The following is a 17,075-nucleotide window of genomic DNA, read 5'->3' on the forward strand; positions in this document are numbered from 1 at the left end:
CGCCTCCGGCCGCTGCTGCGTGTTGGCGCAAGCTATCAGCGCTGCTGAGCCGCTGCCGAGTCAGTGCCGAGCCGGCCATCCGTCTGCGCAGGGGCTGACAGAAGGCGGTATCGGAGGCAACACTGGTCCTAACGCGTCCGATCCATGGCGTCCCCCAGCAGCCGCTCCCGCCATTGGGTGATCGGCGATGTCCATGGCTGTGATGCCGCCCTGGAGCGGCTGCTCGACACGCTGCCGGCCCAGGACCGGCTCGTGTTCTGCGGCGATGTGATCAACCGGGGGCCCGGAATCGCGGCCACGATGGAGCGCGCCTGGGGGCTGGTGCAGTGCGGCCGGGCCGTGTGGCTCAAGGGCAACCACGAACAGGGCCTGGTGCAGGCCCTGCAGAGCGGCAGCTGGCGCGCCCAGCAGGGCCTGGCCGGCTGCGACACCTACCGCCACCTCGGCGATCGCCTCTGCCGCGCCTGGCTGGAGCGGCTCGACCACCTGCCCCTCGCCTACTGGGGCGACGGCTGGGTGGCCACCCACGCCGGCTTCGATCCGATCAGCTGGCAGCCGGATCTGACGGTCCGCATGGCCTTCTGGGACCACTACGACGGCCGCTTCGGCCAGGTGGTGATCGGCCACACCCCCGGACCCCACGTGCGGCATCTGCGCCACATCGTGATGGTGGACACCGGCGCCTGCTACGGCGGCGCCCTGAGTGCCTACTGCCCCGAGACCGGAGACGTCGTGTCCGTGCCGGGGCTGCGGGCCGGTGATCAGCCCCAGGGCCTGGAGCCCTGGCCCGGCATGGAGCGCTTCATCCCCCAGGCTCCCAGCCTGAGCCGCCGCTGACCCTTGCTCACGGTCTACCGCAGCAACCGGGCTGAACTGCTGGCCCAGCTCCTGGCCGCCCGGCTGCGGCTCAGTCCGCCGGGGCCCTTCGAGCCGGTGCAGGTGGTGGTCAACACCTGGCCCACCAGCCGCTGGCTGGGGGAACAGCTGGCGCTCGGGCTCGGGAGCGGCGCCGGTGCCTTTGCCGACGGCATCGCCGCCAACCTGCGCTTCCCCTTCCCCGGCAGCCACCTGCGCCAGCTGGTGGAGGCCGTGCTGCAGGACGGTGACGACGGGGGCAGCCCAGCCGCGGGCGCCGATCCCTGGCGCGCCAACCAGCTGGTGTGGCCGCTGCTGGAGCTGCTGCCGGAGCTGGTGCAGCAGGGCGAGGCGACGCTGCTGCGCCAGTGGCTGCAGCAGCGGGGCCATGGCGACGGTCCAGCAGGCCACGACTCGGGGCCGCTCGCCCTGGGCCACCTGGACCGTCCCCTCTGGCAGCTGGGCCGGGCCATCGCCGATGCCTTCGACGACTACACCCTCTACCGCCCGGCGATGCTCGCCGCCTGGAGTGCCGGCCAGCGGCTCGATGGACGCGGCCAGCCCCTGCCGGCGCTGCAGCAGTGGCAGCCGCTGCTGTTCACCCGGCTGGCGGAGCGGCTGGGACGGGCGCCGTTCGGGCTGCGGGTGGCCGACGCCATCGAGCGCCTGCGGCACTGGCCCCGGGATCGGCCGATCCCGGGCCTGGAGCGCGGCAGCCCCCTGCGCCTGTTCGGCCTGAGCAGCATGGCGCCGGTGCAGGTGGAGCTGCTGCAGGCCCTCTCCGGTCACCTGGAGGTGGAGCTCTACCTGCTCACCCCCTGCCGCGCCCTGTGGCAGCGGGTCGGCACAGGCTGTGGCGGACTCGGTGGTGGGCTCAGCGGCGCGGCCCTCGATCCCCTCGGGGAGGACTGGCTGCTGGAGGTCCCCGGCCTGGAGGCCCGCTTCGGGCGGCTGGGGGCCGAGTTCCAGCAGCTGCTGGAGGGCTCCGGCGACACCCAGCTCGGCGCCTGGGAGGAGCGGGACCTGTTCCTGGGCGCCGCCTGCCTGGCCCGCGAGCAGCAGCAGCGGGAGCCGACCCTGCTGGAGCAGCTGCAGCAGCGGCTGGTGGACCCGGACGAGGCCGCGCCGCTGGAGCTGACCGCGGGCGACCCCTCCCTGGAGTTCCACGCCTGCCCGGGCCGGCTGCGCCAGGTGCAGATCGTGCGCGACCGCATCCTGCAGCTGCTGGCCGCCGATCCCAGCCTGGCCCCCCGCGACATCCTGGTGATGACGCCCCAGGTGGAGGCCTTCGCCCCGCTGGTGGGGGCCGTGTTCGGCGATAGCGAGGCCACCGGGGTGGAGCTGCCCTGGCGGCTCACCGACCGCAGCCAGCAGAGCGAGGCCGGCATCAGCAGCGGCCTGCTGGCCCTGCTGGAGCTGGGGGGCGAGCGGCTCACGGCCTCGGCCCTGGAGGGGCTGCTGGCCTGCCGGCCCCTGCTGGAGCACCGCCAGGTGCCGCCCACGGAGGCCGGCGCGATCACGGAGCTGCTGCAGCGCGCCGGCTTCCGCTGGGGCCTCGATGGCGCCGCCCGCGGCGGCGACCCGACCCACAGCCTGGCCTGGGCCCTGGACCGGCTGGTGCTCGGCCTGGTGCTGCCGGAGCAGCCCGGCCTGGCACCGGCCGGGACCGCACCGCTCGCCATGGCCGGCAGCCTGGAGCAGCAGGGCCGCTGGTTGCAGCTGCTGCTGGGCCTGAGGCGGGCCCTCGAGCAGCTGGCCCGGCCCCGCACACCGGCGGCCTGGGCGGAGCTGCTGCGGGGGCTGCTGACGGAGCTGTTCGGCCAGGGCGGCGAGCGGGCCTGGGAGCTGCAGGCGATCCACGCGGCCCTCGCCGACTGGACGGAGCTGGCCGCCGCCAGTCCGCTGCAGCTGGAGGCGCCGGTGGTGGCGGAGGTGCTGGGGGAGCGCCTCGGCGCCGACAGCGGCCGCTTCGGTCACCGCAGCGGCGCCCTCACCATCAGCGCCCTGGAGCCGATGCGGGCCATCCCCCACCGGGTGATCGTGCTGATGGGCCTCGATGCCGGCAGCTTCCCCCGCCAGCGGGAGCGCCCCGGCTTCCACCTGATGGAGCAGCAGCGCCAGCTGGGGGACCCCAGCCCCGGTGACCAGGACCGCTACGTGCTGCTGGAGAGCCTGCTCTCGGCCCGGGAGCACCTGCTGATCAGCTGGAGCAGCCGCGACGAGCGCACCGGCGAGGCCCTGATGCCCTCCACCCCCGTGCGCCAGTGGCTGGCGCTGCTGGAGCAGGAGCTGGGCCCCAAAGCCGTGGCGCGGCTGCGACGGGACCACAGTCCCAATCCCCTGGAGCGGCGCAACTTCCTGGCGGAGGGGCCCTGGCCGCCCGCCAGCTGCGACCGGCGGCTGCTGGAGGCCCGCCGGATGCTGGATCGACGCGGCGCCACCCCTCCCCAGCCCCTGGCCGCCGGTCCAGCCCCCGGGTCCGGCAGCCATGCGGATCCGGAGGCCGAGGCCTTCACCGACCTGCAGCACTGGCTGCTGGCCCCCCAGGAGAGCTGGCTGGCGGCCCTGGGGCTGAGGCCCAGGGAGTGGGGCCAGCAGGTGCAGGACCTCGAACCCCTGGCCCTGGACGAGCGCAGCCGCGCCAGCCTGCTGCGCCAGCAGCTCGAGCGGAGCGCCGCCAGCGGCGAGGACGCCCCCGACTGGGTGCGGCTGCAGCGGGGGCAGGGGGTCTTGCCGCCCCACGCCGCCGGCCAGCTGGAGGCCCAGCAGCTCAGCAGCCGCTGGAGCTCCCTGCGGGACTGCCTGGCCCAGCTGGGGGAGGAGCGGCTGGAGACTGCCCGCCATGGCGCGCTGGCGGCGGAGCTGCGCTGGCGCGGCGATGCCCTGGTGCTAGCCCACACCGCCAGGGTGCGCAGTCGCCAGGTGCTGCAGCTGTGGCTGGAGCTGGTGCTGGCCGCCGCGGCCGGCCAGACGCCGGAGCGCGGTGTGTTGATCGGCCGGGACGGGCCGCGCTTCCGGGTGGTGGGGCGCTTCGCCCCCCCGCCGGCCGCCGCGGCCCGGGAGCAGCTGGAGCAGCTGCGGGCCTGGCGGGAGCAGTTCCGGCAGCACTGCTGGCCCGTGCCACCGGATACGGGCTGGGCCTTCGCGGCGGCGGAGGCCAAGAAGCCCGGATCGGGCTTCAGCAAGGCGGCGGCCTGCTGGGAAGGGGGCTTCCAGGGACCGGGCGAACGCGACCAGGAGGCCCAGGCCCTCTGCTTCGGGGCCTCGCTGCCGGCCCGGGAGCTGCTGGGGGAAGCCTTTGAACAATGGGCCCTGGAGCTCTGGCAACCGGTGCTCGCCCTCTACGAGGAGGTGAAACCGTGAGTTCCGCCGGCCCCGCCCTGCAGCCCTTCGACGCCAACCGCTTCCTGCTGGATCCGGGTGTGCGGCTGCTGGAGGCCAGCGCCGGCACCGGCAAGACCTTTGCCCTGGCCCACCTGGTGCTGCGGCTGGTCACCCGCCCCGAGGTTCCCCTCACCCTGCAGCAGCTGCTGGTGGTGACCTTCACCGAGGCCGCCGCCGCCGAGCTGCGGGACCGGATCGCCCTGCGCCTGCAGGAGGCCCTGGCCCTGGTGGAGGCCAGCGCCAGACCGTCTGAGCCCGGCCCCCCCGATCCCGAGGCCCCTGAGCGTGGCTCCCACCAGCCCGATCCGGTGCTGCTGGCCTGGCTGGAGCACCAACACGACGGCCGGCGGGTGCGCGGCCAGCTGCTGCTGGCCCTCGAGGAGCTCGATCGGGCCGACATCACCACCATCCACGGCTTCTGCCGCCGCACCCTGCAGCGCCGCTCCCTCGAAGCGGGCCTGGGTCCGGCCGTGGAGCTGGAGAGCGACGACGGGGAGCGGCTGGCCCAGGTGTGCCACGACTACTGGCAGCAGCAGGTGCTGCCCGTTCCGCCGGCGCTGCTGGCGGGGCTGCAGCAGCGGGGGCTGAACCCCCAGGTGCTGGAGTCGCTGCTGCGGCGACTCGACGGCGATCCCGCCCTGGAGCTCGATCCCCTGCCGGCGGAGCTCGACCTGGAGCAGCCCCTGGCCCCCCAGCTCACAGCGCTCTGGCCCGGGCTCTGGCAGCGGTTCGAGGCCGCGTGGCAGCAGCGGGGGGCGGCCCTGGAGCAGGCCCTCGCCGCCACCGCCGCCGACCTGAAACGGGCCGGGGCCAAATACGAGCCCTACGTGCTCAAGCCCAGCGGACGGGACGCCCAGGTGAGCACCTGGATCGCGGCCCGCAACGGCGCGGTGCCGGGCTACGGGGAGGTGCTGGAGTTCAGCAACAGCGCCAAGAAGACCCGCGAGCGGCTGCTGGTCGACGTCTTCCACCCGGGCCCCTACGTGAAGGCCACGGCGCCGATCGAGGGGGAGGGCCGGCCCCTGCCGGAGGCGCCGCTGCTGCAGGCGATCGCCGAGCTGGTGGATGGCCCCGCCGAACGGCTGCTGCTGCACTTCGCCCACTGGGGCCGCCGCGAGCTGGCCCGGCGCCGCGGCCGCAGCGGCCGCATGGGCTTCGGCCAGCTGCTCGAGGGCCTGGATCCCGGCGCAGGCGACGGCCAGGGCGCCCTGATCGCGGCGGTGGCTGAGCGCTACCGGGTGGCCCTGATCGACGAGTTCCAGGACACGGACCCGATCCAGTGGCGCATCCTCGAGCGGGCCTTCACCGCCCCGCCCGGCACGCCGGCCCGCCACCTGCTGGTGATGGTGGGCGACCCCAAGCAGGCCATCTACCGCTTCCGCGGCGGCGAGCTGGCCACCTACCGCCAGGCCCGCGATCGGGCCGACAGCTGCTACGGCCTCACCCAGAACCGCCGCTCCTCCGAGGGGCTGGTGGCGGGGTTCAACGCCCTGATGGGGCCGGCGGGCCTGCGGCGCTCCGGCCTCGACGTGCCGGCGGTGGAGGCCTGCGCCCGCAAGGGGGAGCTGCGGCTGCCGCCAGGCGAAGCACCGCTGCAGCTGCTGGAGCTGGACAGCGAGACCCTGCCGGAGCAGGTGGCGGGCCTCTGCCTTGATCTGCTGCAGCGCCGCCTGCCCTTGCGCCAGCCCGGCGCCGCGGGCAGGGCAGACCGCGAACGCCCCCTGGAGCCCGGCGATCTCTGCCTGCTGGTGGCCCGCCACAGCCAGGCGGAGGAGCTGCGGCGGGCCCTGGAGCGACGCCACCTGCCCAGCCGGCTGGTGAGCCGCGGCGACGTGTTCGCCAGCGAGGGGGCCACGGGCCTGCAGCGGCTGCTCGATGCCCTGGCGGATCCCGGCCATGGGGGCCGGCAGCGGCTGCTGGCGGCCTCACCGCTGCTGGGCTGGTCGGCCGAGCGCATCGCGGCGGCCCCTCCGGAGGCCTGGGACGCGCTGGCCGATGTGCTCAGCCGTCTGGCCGTGGCACTGCCGCGCCAGGGGCTGATGGCGGCCCTGGGCCAGCTGCTGCGCACCGAGGGCCTGGCCCGGCTGTCGCTGGGGGGGCGGGCCCTGGCGGACCTGCAACAGGCGGCGGAGCTGGCCCAGGAGCACATGCATCGCCACGGCCTCACGGCCGCCGCCGCGGCCGACTGGCTGCGGCGCCTGCGACTCGACCCCGACCGGGAGGTGCCGGAAGCCCACCAGCTGCACAGCGCCGCCGCCGATTCCTCGATCGCGGTGGTGACCGTTCACCGCAGCAAGGGGCTGGAGTATCCGGTGGTGATCTGCCCCTACCTGTGGATGGCGCCCCAGCCCCCCACCGGCGCCAGCCGTGAGCTCGGGCGCCGCTGGCGGCCGCCCGGCGGCCGGGCGGCGCGCCTGGATCTGCACCTCAGTCCCCACTGGGGGGTGGGCCGCCAGGCCGCCCTCGACCACCAGGCCGCCCAGGAACAGGAGAGCGAGCGCCTGGCCTACGTGGCCGCCACCCGGGCCCAGCACCTGCTGGTGCTCGGCTGGCGGCAGGAGCAGAAGCACGGCGCCAATCCCCTGGCCCCCTGGCTGCTGGAGCCCGGCGGCACCCTGCGGGCGGACCTGCCGCTGCATCACCTCGATCCCGCCGCGCTGCCCGCCCCAGACCAGCACTGGACCCCGGAGGCTCCCGAGGGCACCCTCACCGGCGGGCCCGTCCCCCAGCACCGGCTCGACAGCCGCTGGGGCCGGGCCAGCTACTCCAGCTGGGCCCACAGCGCCAGCCCCCTGCCGCCCCAGGCCGCCGAGGAGGGGCGCGACACCGATGCCCTCAGCCGCGACAGTGAAGCGCCCGGCCTTGGGGAGCGTGAGGCCCCTGCCCTGGCGAGCGGCGAGGCCCCGATCCCCGCCGCCCCGGAGGCGCCCCTGGAGCGCCAGGGCCCCCTGGCGGACTTCCCCCGCGGCGCCGGCCCCGGCGAGGCCCTGCACGCCATCCTCGAGCAGATCGACTACCGCCAGGACTCCAGCCACCCGGCCACACGGGCCGTGGTGGAGCGGGAGCTGGGGCGGGCCGGCCTCGAACCGGCCCTGGCCGGTTCGCTGCAGGAGGGCCTGGAGCGGCTGCGGCTCACGCCCCTCGGCGGCCCCCTCGGCCGCTTCCGCCTTGCGGATCTGGAGCGGCAGCAGCGGCTCAACGAGATGAACTTCGATCTACCCCTGGCGGTGCGGGCGGACGCGGGGCTGGGCACGGCCGGCGGGGAGAACGGCCGGCGCCCCTGCGTCACGGCCCAGGCCCTGGCGGCGGTGTTCGCCGCCCATCCCGGCGGCCTGTTCGGCCCCACCTATGCCCGGGCCCTGGCCCGGCTTGAGGTGGCCAGCCGCGGCTTCCTCACCGGCTCGATCGACCTGGTGTTCCGCTGCGGCGAGCGCTGGTGGGTGGCCGACTGGAAGAGCAACTGGCTGGGGGAGCGCGACGCCAGCGGCCAGCCCCTGGCCTGCGGTCCGCTCCACTACGACCAGGCGGCGATGGCCGAGCTGATGGCCACCAACCACTACCCGCTCCAGGCCCACCTCTATCTGGTGGCCCTGCACCGCTACCTGCGCTGGCGCCTGCCCGGCTACACACCGGAGCGTCACCTGGGCGGCTACGCCTACGTGTTCCTGCGCGGCGCGCCCGGCCCAACGGCAGCCGACCCCGTGCCGGGGATGCTGGTGGAGCAGCCGCCCCTGGAGCGCCTGCTGGCCCTCGATCGGCTGCTGCAGGAGGGCGCCCGATGACCCGGAACCAGCAGGCCGCACCGGAGCCGCTCCAGCCGACGGCCGCCCAGCCACCAGCCGCGCCGCCGGCCCAGACCCAGGGCCCGGGCCCCCTGGCCACCGCCCTGCTGAACACCCTGCCGCGGCTCTATGGCGGAGCCGGCGATCCCCTGCTGCTCGAACTGATCGCCGCCCTCGCAGGAGCCCTGGAGCGGGGAGCGCTGGAGCTGGAGCTGGCGGGGCCGGCGCCGGCGGAGGTGACGGCAGTGCACTGGCCGGAGGGCCACCGCCGGGCCCTGGAGGCATCGCCGCTGGTGGTGCCCGCGGAGGCCCTGGCCCAGCCCGGCGAGACCTGCGACACGCACCCCGCAGACCCCGCCGTCCCCGTCGAGGCGCCCCTGGTGCTGGACGGGGACCGGCTGCGCTGGCGCCGCTGGCACAGCCAGCTCGAGGCGGTGCTGGCGGCCCTGGCCGAGCGCGCCGCCGCGCCGCTGGAGCCGCCGCTGCCGCCCGAGGCCATCGCGAGGGCCGTGGCCACAGCCGCCGGCCATGGCCTCGACCCCCAGCAGCAGCGGGCCGTGGCGGCCCTGCTGCGCCATCGCCTCGTGCTGCTCGGCGGCGGCCCCGGCACCGGCAAGACCAGCACCGTCGTGCAGATGCTCGGGGCCGCCCTGGCCGTGGATCCACAGCTGCGGCTGCACCTGGCGGCCCCCACCGGCAAGGCCGCCACCCGCCTGCAGCAGGCCCTGGCGGCGGGGGCCGGGCAGCTCGATCCCGCCATCGCCGCCCGGCTGGAGCGGGCCCCCTGCACCACCCTGCACCGGCTCCTGGAGAGCAACGGCGAGCGCTTCGGTCGCGACCGCCGCCATCCCCTGGGCCTCGATCTGCTGGTGGTGGACGAGGTGTCGATGGTGGATCTGCCGCTGATGCAGGCCCTGCTGGACGCCCTGCCGGCCCGCTGCCAGCTGGTGCTGGTGGGGGATCCGGCCCAGCTGGCACCGGTGGGCCCCGGGGCCGTGCTGCTGGAGCTGCACCGCCCCGCCCGCCAGGTCGCCCTGGGGGAGGCGATGGTGGAACTCACGACCACCTACCGCAACAACGGCGCCCTGGCGCAGCTGGCCCAGAGCCTGCGGCCGGGTGTGCAACCGGCCGTGGCGGCGCCGTTGCGCGCGCAGCTGCAGGGTCTGTCCCCCACCGACAACCTCCGCTGGCAGCGGCTGCCGCTGAACCGCCCGCCCCAGCAGGCCCTGGAGCGCCTGCGCGCCCACCAGCAGCGGCTGCGGGCCCTGGCCCTGGCGCTGGCCTGGCCCGAAGCCGCCGCCGCCAACGCCACAGGCACCGCCGAGGCCATCGCCAACGGGGAGCCCGCCCAGGAGCCGCTTCCCGGGGGCGTGGACGCGCTGCTCGCCGAACTGGAGGCCTGCATCCTGCTCAGCCCCGTGCGCCAGGGGCGCTGGGGGGTGGAGGAGATCCACCGCCAGCTGCTGGGGGAGAGCGTCGGCCGCCCGCTGCAGCACTGGCCCCTGGCCACGCCGGTGCTGAACCAGCGCAACCTGCCCGAGCAGGGCCTGGCCAACGGCGACATCGGCGTGCTGGTGGAGCGCCGCGGCGAGCGGCTGGTGCTGTTCCCGGGCCCGAGGCTGCTGCACCCGGCGCGGCTGGGGGGGGCGGAACCGGCCCTGGCCCTGACGATCCACAAGTCCCAGGGGAGCCAGTACGGCGAGGTGCTGCTGCTGATGCCCCCCAGCCGCCACTGGGATCCGCGGCTGCTCTACACCGGTCTCACCCGCGCCCGCCTGCAGGCCAGCCTGATCACGCCGCCGGATCCGGAGTGGCTGCAGCCCTGAAGGCCGTGCCCCCTGCCTAGCGTCAGGGCACTGCCAGGCCTGCCCGTCACCGCTCCATGGGTGAACCCAGCGATCCAGCGGCCGACCCCGCAGCCCCAGAGGCAAGCGACGGCAGGGTCGTGCGGCCCTGGGGCTGGTTTGAGGGCCTGGGTGGCGGTGCGGGCTACCGGGTCAAACGGCTCTGGATCCGCGCCGGCGCCCGCATCAGCCTGCAGCGCCACCACCACCGCAGCGAGCACTGGGTGGTGGTGGCCGGCTCGGGCCTGCTCGAGTGCGAGGGCCAGCGCCTCGAGGCCAGCCCCGGCACGCTGCTGACGGTGCCCTGCGGCGCCATCCACCGCGCGACCGCCGGCGCCAGCGACCTGGTGATCGTGGAGGTGCAGCGGGGAGACGATCTGCGCGAGGACGACATCGAGCGCCTGGCCGACGACTACGACCGGGCCTGAGGGGGCCTTCGGGCCAGGTGTTAAGGTTTCTTTTCACCCTTTGTGAAGGGCAAGGCAGTTTTCTGATCCGCGACCGCGCCAGCCGTCCGCAGGTCCATCGGCACCCAGGCCATGGACTCCAGCAACGGCTCACCTCGGTGCTCGCAGTGATCCACGGGTGTCTGCCGGCCTGCGACGAAGGAATACCAGGCCCAGACCTCACCAGTGACCCATACCCCCGTCGAGAGCTTCAGCTGCTCTGTGGATCTCAGCGTGTCTGAACACGTCTCTGAGCTCAGCTCTGAGCACGTCGCTGAGATCGTGTCCGACCAGCTGACCGAAACGCTCTCGGAGCCGATCGCCGTCCTCAGCGAGGACGACGACACCAGCGCCACCCCGGCCCCGGCCGGTGGCTTCGCCGGCTTCGGCTTCGGCCCCGAACTGCTGGAGGCCCTGGCGGCCATCGGCTATCAGGAGCCCTCCCCCATCCAGAAGGCCGCCATCCCCGAGCTGATGCTCGGCCGCGACCTGGTGGGTCAGGCCCAGACCGGCACTGGCAAGACCGCGGCCTTCGCCCTTCCGCTGCTCGCCGCCCTCGATCCGACCCAGCGCACCCCCCAGGTGCTGGTGCTGACCCCCACCCGTGAGCTGGCCATCCAGGTGGCCGAAGCCTTCAACAGCTATGCGGCCAAGCTGCCGCACCTGCGGGTGCTGCCCATCTACGGCGGCGCCGACTTCCGCGACCAGATCGCCCGGCTCAAGCGGGGCGTGCAGGTGGTGGTGGGCACCCCCGGCCGGGTGATGGACCACATGCGCCAGGGCACCCTCGACCTGTCCGGGCTGCGCAGCCTGGTGCTCGATGAGGCCGACGAGATGCTGCGCATGGGCTTCATCGACGACGTGGAGTGGGTGCTGGGCCAGCTGCCCGAGAAGCGCCAGGTGGTGCTGTTCTCGGCCACCATGCCCGCCGAGATCCGCCGCATCTCCCACCAGTACCTGAACGATCCGGCCGAGATCACGATCAAGACCAAGGGGTCGGATTCGAGCCGCATCCGCCAGCGCTACATCACGGTGAACGGCCCCCAGAAGCTGGAGGCCCTCAGCCGCGTGCTGGAGGCGGAAACCAAGGAGGGCGTGATCATCTTTGCCCGCACCAAGGCGATCACCGTCACGGTGGCCGAATCCCTGGAGGCCAAGGGCTACGACGTGGCCGTGCTCAACGGCGACGTGGCCCAGAACCAGCGCGAGCGCACCATCGAGCGGCTGAAGAACGGCAGTGTCGATGTGCTCGTGGCCACCGATGTGGCAGCCCGCGGCCTGGATGTGGATCGCATCACCCTGGTGGTGAACTACGACATCCCCTTCGATTCGGAGGCCTACGTGCACCGCATCGGCCGCACCGGCCGGGCCGGCCGCACCGGCGACGCGATCCTGTTCATCACCCCGCGGGAGCGCCGCTTCCTCGGCGGCCTGGAGCGGGCCGTGGGCCGGCCGATCGAGCCGATGGACGTGCCCAGCAACGCCACCATCAACCAGAACCGCCTCGATCGCCTGCGGGAACGGCTCACCAAGGCCCTGGCCACCAGCCAGGTCGAGGCCGATCCCGGCCAGACCTCCAGCAGCGACCCCAAGGCGGAGGAGCGGGCTCTGCTCTCCGAAATCCTGCAGCGCATCGCCCGGGAGCAGGGCGTGAGCGGCGACCAGCTGGCCCTGGCCGCCCTGCAGCTGGCGGTGGGCGAGCAGCCCCTGCTGGTGCACGGCGATGAGAACTGGCTGCGCCAGCTGCCCGGGGCCCGCGATGGCCGCCGGGGTGAGCGGGAGCAGCGCGGCGATCGCCCCGGCCCCGCCGCCGGTGGCGCCGCCCGCCGCGGCCCCCGCGAGCAGGCCGGCCCGCCGGAAGGTCACATGGAGCGCTTCCGCATCGAGGTGGGCTGGCAGGACCGGGTCAAGCCGGGCAACATCGTCGGCGCCATCGCCAATGAGGCGGGCCTGAATGGCCGCAGCATCGGCCGGATCCAGATCTTCGACAGCCACAGCATGGTGGATCTGCCCAAGGGCATGCCCGAGGACGTGTTCACCTCGCTCAAGCGCCTGCGGGTGATGAACAAGGAGCTGCAGATCAGCCGCGTGCGGGCCTGAGCCCCAGACCCCCCGCGGGCTCGCACCCGTGGGCTTGCGCCCGCGGGATCAGCTCCTGTCTGGAAGTGGTGACCGATTGAGTCCCGCCGGTCCGCCAGGCGGGCGGTCATGGACCTGGAGAGCCACCCCTCCAGGCCCCGGACCGGACTTCAGGCGCAGAGGCGGGTGAGCTCTCCGGTGGAGAGCACGCTGACCTGCTCCAGGCTCAGCTGCTCCACGGCCGCAATCAAGGTCGCCTGCACCGCCTCGCTTTCGCAGGCGACCAGGCTCTGCAGCAGATCAAAGCGATCCTGGTGGGTGAGCTCACCATCGTCGCGCCAGGCCAGACTCCAGGGAACGGGTGCCGTCATCGCAGGACTCGTTAACGGGTGAGGATTCACTGACAATGGGACAGTAGTCGGACGCGCGGGGCTTCCTTCCAGTTCGCTTCGGTTCTGCTTCAAGCCTCGTTACCTGGGACATCCACGGCGACGTCCACGGCGACCTCCGCAGCTATGTCCACGGCGACCTCCCGCTGGCGCCCGAAGGGCCGGCCCCCACAGGGTCACGGCCGTGCTGACCCTGTAGGCTTGACCTCGATTCCAAGGCTTTCAGGCTCCATTCGGAACCGCAGCATCCACGAATCAGTTCCAGGTTCCGCTAAAGGAATGACCATTTACGTAGGCAACCTCTCGTTCCAGGCCGAACAGGAGGATCTGCTCGATCTCTTCAGCCAGTACGGCGAAGTCTCCAAGTGCAGCCTTCCCCTCGATCGCGAGACCGGCCGCAAGCGCGGTTTCGCCTTCGTGGAGATGGCCAATGACGCCGATGAGCAGAAGGCCATCGACGACCTCCAGAACGTGGAGTGGATGGGCCGCATGATCCGCGTCAACAAGGCCACCCCCCGTGAAGGTGGTGGTGGCGGCGGCGGTGGTCGCGGTGGCTACGGCGGCGGCGGTGGCAACCGCAGCGGCGGCGGCTATGGCGGCGGCGGCGGTGGTCGTGGCGGCTATGGCGGCGGCGGCGGCGGTGGCGGTGGTGGCTACGGCGGTGGTGATGGCGGCGGCTACGGCGGCGGCGGCAACCGCTGGTGAACGCACCGCGTTGACCGATGAACGCAACGCATTGACCCCTGCCCCGGGACCCGCCACGGCGAGTCCCGGGGTTTTTCTATGGGCAGGTTCGGAGCTGCTCGGCCCGCGGCGGCACCCGCCGCGAGGGCGCCCTCCGCGGCGTCAGCGTGGCCCCCGGCCCAGCCCCTTTAATGGCGCCAGATCCGCCGGCCCCGCGCCGCCGCTCCCATGGCCCCAGCCGTCGCCGGCCCGCCCCACCCCCAGCCCCCGGCCCTGCGCCGGCTACTGATCACCCTGCGGCCCCATCGCCGCCTGGTCTGGCTGGCCGCCAGCTGCTCGGTGCTCAACAAGCTGTTCGACCTGGCGCCGCCGGTGCTGATCGGCCTGGCGGTGGACGTGGTGGTGAAGCAGAACACCTCCTGGCTGGCCGCCCTCGGCGTCGTGTCGGTGCCAGGCCAGCTGGGGGTGCTGGCGGTGCTCTCGTTCCTGATCTGGAGCGCCGAATCGCTGTTCGAATACCTCTACGCCCTGCTCTGGCGCAACCTGGCCCAGACGGTGCAGCACGAGCTGCGGCTTGAGGCCTACGACCACCTCCAGAAGCTGGAGATGGGCTTTTTCGAGGCCAGCAGCAGCGGCCGGCTGATGGCGATCCTCAACGACGACATCAACCAGCTGGAGCGCTTCCTCGACCACGGCGCCAACGAACTGCTGCAGCTGATCACCACCGTGCTGGCGGTGGGAGGGGCCATGGTGTGGCTGTCGCCCACGGTGGCCGGGGTGTCCTTCCTGCCGATCCCGGTGATCCTGTGGGGGTCACTCAGCTTCCAGAAACGCCTCCAGCCCCGTTACCGGGAGGTGCGCGAGAAGGCCGGCGACCTGGCCAGCCGCCTCAGCAACAACCTCGGCGGCATGCTCACGATCAAGAGCTATGCCGCCGAGGCCTGGGAGTGGGAACGGCTCCGGATCGAGAGCGACGCCTACCGCAGCAGCAACCGCCGCGCCATCCGCCTCTCGGCCGCCTTCATTCCGCTGATCCGCTTCGCAATCCTGTTCGCCTTCCTGGCGATCCTGGTGATCGGCGGCCTGCAGGCCTGGCAGGGGGCCATCGCCGTGGGCACCTATTCGTTCCTGGTGTTCATCACCCAGCGCCTGCTCTGGCCCCTCACCACCCTGGGCCGCACCCTCGACGACTACCAGCGGGGCATGGCCTCCACCCAGCGGGTGCTGGATCTGCTGGAGACGCCGATCGCCATTCCCGATGGCCACCGCCCCCTGCCCCTGGCGTCGGTGCGGGGGGAGCTGGAGTTTGCCGGCGTGGGCTTCGGCTACGCCGGCCGGGAGCCGCTGCTGGAGGACTTCAACCTGCGGGTGCCGGCCGGCAGCACCATCGGCATCGTGGGCGCCACCGGCTCGGGCAAGAGCACAATCGTGAAGCTGCTGCTGCGGCTCTACGAGGTGCAGCGCGGTGAGATCCGCCTCGATGGCCTGCCGATCCACGAGCTGGAGCTGGGCGACCTGCGCCGCGCCATCGGCCTGGTGAGCCAGGAAGTGTTCCTGTTCCACGGCACGGTGGCCGAGAACATCGCCTACGGCAGCTTCGACGCCACCCCGGAGGCGATCGCCCGGGCGGCCGTGCTGGCGGAGGCATCGCGGTTCATCGAGGCCCTGCCCCACGGCTACGCCACGGTGGTGGGGGAGCGGGGCCAGCGCCTCTCGGGCGGCCAGCGCCAGCGCATCGCCCTGGCCCGGGCCATCCTCAAGGACCCGCCGGTGCTGATCCTCGATGAGGCCACGGCCGCCGTGGACAACGAGACCGAGGCGGCGATCCAGCGCTCCCTCGACACCATCACCCGGCACCGCACCACCCTGGTGATCGCCCACCGTCTCTCCACCGTGCGCCACGCCGATCGGATCGTGGTGATGGACCACGGCCGCATCGTCGAGAGCGGACGGCACGAGCAGCTGATCGGCGCCGGCGGGGCCTACGCCAACCTCTGGCGGGTGCAGGCGGGCCTGCGGGACGGCGAGGCCCTCAGCCTCTGAAGCCCGAGGCGCCACCGGGCCAGGCCGAGCAGCCGAGCCAGACTGGGCCGCCTGCCCGGACCGTACCCCTCGGGTCGTGAGATCCCTACCGGCGCAGGGAGTTTGCCCACCATCAGCCCTCCATAGGCTGACTCCATTGCGTCATTCCCCAGCCGTGATGGAAGGGTCCTTCCCCAGCTTCGAGGCCGTCCCGGAGGCCGTCAGCTTCCGCCAGCTCAGCCACCTGTTGCAGAACGCCGCGGCCGATGGCCCCGTGGCGGGTGAAGCCAACGAGCAGCAGCTGCTGGAGCTGGAGCGGCTGCTTGAGGCCTACGCCCGCCTCGGCCGCACCGTGCTCGACCAGCTGGAGCAGCAGAGCGGCGAGCTGCAGGGCAACCGCACGGCCCAGCAGCTGATGGCCCTGGGCGCCCTCGGCGCCCACATCCGCCTGGGCCTGCACGCCCTGGCCGCCAGTCGGGCGTGAGACTGGGCCCGACGGAATCCGCGGGCCCGGCGATCCAGGGCCCGGCGATCCGAGGATCAGGAGATCCGTGAGCCCTTGGCGGAGCCGTTCGCCCAGCACCGGCCAGCGCAGAAACTGACCGTCGGTTAGGTCGCAGATCGCAGCGGGTCAAGAGGCATGAAATAAGTTTTGAGAATGAAGAGTCCCGCCCTGAAGATGTCCCAGGCTCCCCGCCGCGATGGCCGCACTCCGGTGCTGCTCGCGGCGGCGATCGGCCTGGGCGGCGGACTGCTGCTGGCGGCCCCCCTCAGCGAGCTGCTCCAGGGCCATCTGCAGGAGCAGACCAAGGCCCTGATCAACCCCTTCAGCGCCTGGGCCGGCCTGGGGGATCAGGAGGTGGTGATCCTCGGCACCGATGTGGGCGGCGGCAACACCGATGTGATGTACACCCTGCGGGTCAAGGACGGGGTCACCCACCTGACCCAGGTGCCGCGGGACACCTACATCGACTCCAGCAGCTTCGGACCGCTCAAGGCCAATGCGCTCTACGCCATGGGCGGGCCGGAGGCCGTGAAGGGCGAGCTCTCCCGCCACCTGGGCCGCCCGATCGATCACCACGTCCTGGTGAACCTCTCGGTGATCCGGCGGCTGGGCGATGCCCTCGGCGGCCTGGAGGTGAACGTTCCCAAGCGGATGTATTACACCGACAACACCCAGGGCCTCTACATCGATCTGCAGCCCGGCCTCCAGACCCTCAAGGGCCGCGACCTGGAGGGCTTCCTGCGCTTCCGGCACGATGAGATGGGCGACATCGGCCGGCTCGACCGCCAGAAGCTGCTGCTGAAGGCCCTGTTCCAGAAGATCACCACCCCCGAGAACCTGGTGCGCCTCCCGGCCCTGCTGGCGGCCGCCGGCAAGGACCTCAAGACCGACCTGGGCCCGATGGAGCTGGGCGGCCTGATCACCGCCATGGGCGGCACCAAACTGGAAGCGGAGCGCCTCGGTGGCCGCCCCTTCGATCGCGACGGCATCAGCTACTGGGAGGCCGAGTGGCCCGCCCAGGCCGCAGGCGCGGCCGGAGCCGCCGCCGGGGCCACCAGCGACCGCTACCGCTTCCTGTTCTGATC

At 73.2% G+C, this 17,075-nt stretch carries 11 protein-coding genes; 10 read left to right on the plus strand and 1 reads right to left on the minus strand.

What is annotated here, in order from left to right; translation table 11 throughout:
- Positions 1 to 144 precede the first annotated feature (144 nt).
- The 6 genes from ACLV7J_RS09860 (at position 145) to ACLV7J_RS09885 (ending at position 12,411) form a co-directional block, all read left to right on the plus strand.
- Positions 145 to 837: a metallophosphoesterase gene (locus tag ACLV7J_RS09860; protein WP_411868930.1), complete on the plus strand. Its 693-nt coding sequence runs from the start codon at positions 145 to 147 to the stop codon at positions 835 to 837.
- Between the two features lie 3 nt (positions 838 to 840).
- A complete protein-coding gene (locus tag ACLV7J_RS09865; RefSeq protein WP_411868931.1) occupies positions 841 to 4,218 on the plus strand; it encodes an exodeoxyribonuclease V subunit gamma in 3,378 nt (1,125 codons plus the stop codon).
- Entirely contained in the window at positions 4,215 to 8,021 is a 3,807-nt protein-coding gene (locus ACLV7J_RS09870) for a UvrD-helicase domain-containing protein (protein WP_411868932.1), read from the plus strand. Before ACLV7J_RS09865 ends, ACLV7J_RS09870 begins: the two co-directional genes overlap by 4 nt.
- Complete coding sequence (locus tag ACLV7J_RS09875; RefSeq protein ID WP_411868933.1) at positions 8,018 to 9,847, plus strand: AAA family ATPase; 1,830 nt, start codon at positions 8,018 to 8,020, stop codon at positions 9,845 to 9,847. The genes ACLV7J_RS09870 and ACLV7J_RS09875 overlap by 4 nt, the downstream gene beginning before the upstream one ends.
- A 56-nt stretch (positions 9,848 to 9,903) precedes the next feature.
- Complete coding sequence (locus ACLV7J_RS09880; protein WP_411868934.1) at positions 9,904 to 10,293, plus strand: phosphomannose isomerase type II C-terminal cupin domain; 390 nt, start codon at positions 9,904 to 9,906, stop codon at positions 10,291 to 10,293.
- Between the two features lie 204 nt (positions 10,294 to 10,497).
- Positions 10,498 to 12,411 carry a DEAD/DEAH box helicase gene (locus ACLV7J_RS09885; protein WP_411868935.1) on the plus strand — a complete coding sequence of 638 codons (1,914 nt, stop codon included), beginning with the start codon at positions 10,498 to 10,500 and terminating at the stop codon, positions 12,409 to 12,411.
- Positions 12,412 to 12,560: 149 nt separating this feature from the next.
- Here ACLV7J_RS09885 and ACLV7J_RS09890 read toward each other — a convergent pair whose 3' ends face one another.
- The gene (locus ACLV7J_RS09890) at positions 12,561 to 12,761 is read right to left on the minus strand and encodes a hypothetical protein (RefSeq protein WP_411868936.1); all 201 of its coding nucleotides are present in this window, start codon (positions 12,759 to 12,761) and stop codon (positions 12,561 to 12,563) included.
- Positions 12,762 to 13,058: 297 nt separating this feature from the next.
- Between ACLV7J_RS09890 and ACLV7J_RS09895 the strand changes: the two genes are divergently transcribed.
- The 4 genes from ACLV7J_RS09895 to ACLV7J_RS09910 all read left to right on the plus strand — a co-directional run bounded on the left by ACLV7J_RS09895 (position 13,059) and on the right by ACLV7J_RS09910 (position 17,073).
- A complete protein-coding gene (locus ACLV7J_RS09895; RefSeq protein WP_411868937.1) occupies positions 13,059 to 13,484 on the plus strand; it encodes an RNA recognition motif domain-containing protein in 426 nt (141 codons plus the stop codon).
- A gap of 207 nt (positions 13,485 to 13,691) precedes the next feature.
- The gene (locus tag ACLV7J_RS09900) at positions 13,692 to 15,506 is read left to right on the plus strand and encodes an ABC transporter ATP-binding protein (RefSeq protein ID WP_411868938.1); all 1,815 of its coding nucleotides are present in this window, start codon (positions 13,692 to 13,694) and stop codon (positions 15,504 to 15,506) included.
- 157 nt (positions 15,507 to 15,663) lie between these two features.
- A complete protein-coding gene (locus ACLV7J_RS09905; protein WP_411868939.1) occupies positions 15,664 to 15,969 on the plus strand; it encodes a hypothetical protein in 306 nt (101 codons plus the stop codon).
- Between the two features lie 195 nt (positions 15,970 to 16,164).
- The gene (locus ACLV7J_RS09910) at positions 16,165 to 17,073 is read left to right on the plus strand and encodes an LCP family protein (protein WP_411868940.1); all 909 of its coding nucleotides are present in this window, start codon (positions 16,165 to 16,167) and stop codon (positions 17,071 to 17,073) included.
- The last annotated feature ends 2 nt before the right edge of the window (positions 17,074 to 17,075 follow it).

The sequence above is a fragment of the Vulcanococcus limneticus LL genome (assembly GCF_943369875.1).
Classification (GTDB): domain Bacteria; phylum Cyanobacteriota; class Cyanobacteriia; order PCC-6307; family Cyanobiaceae; genus Vulcanococcus; species Vulcanococcus limneticus_A.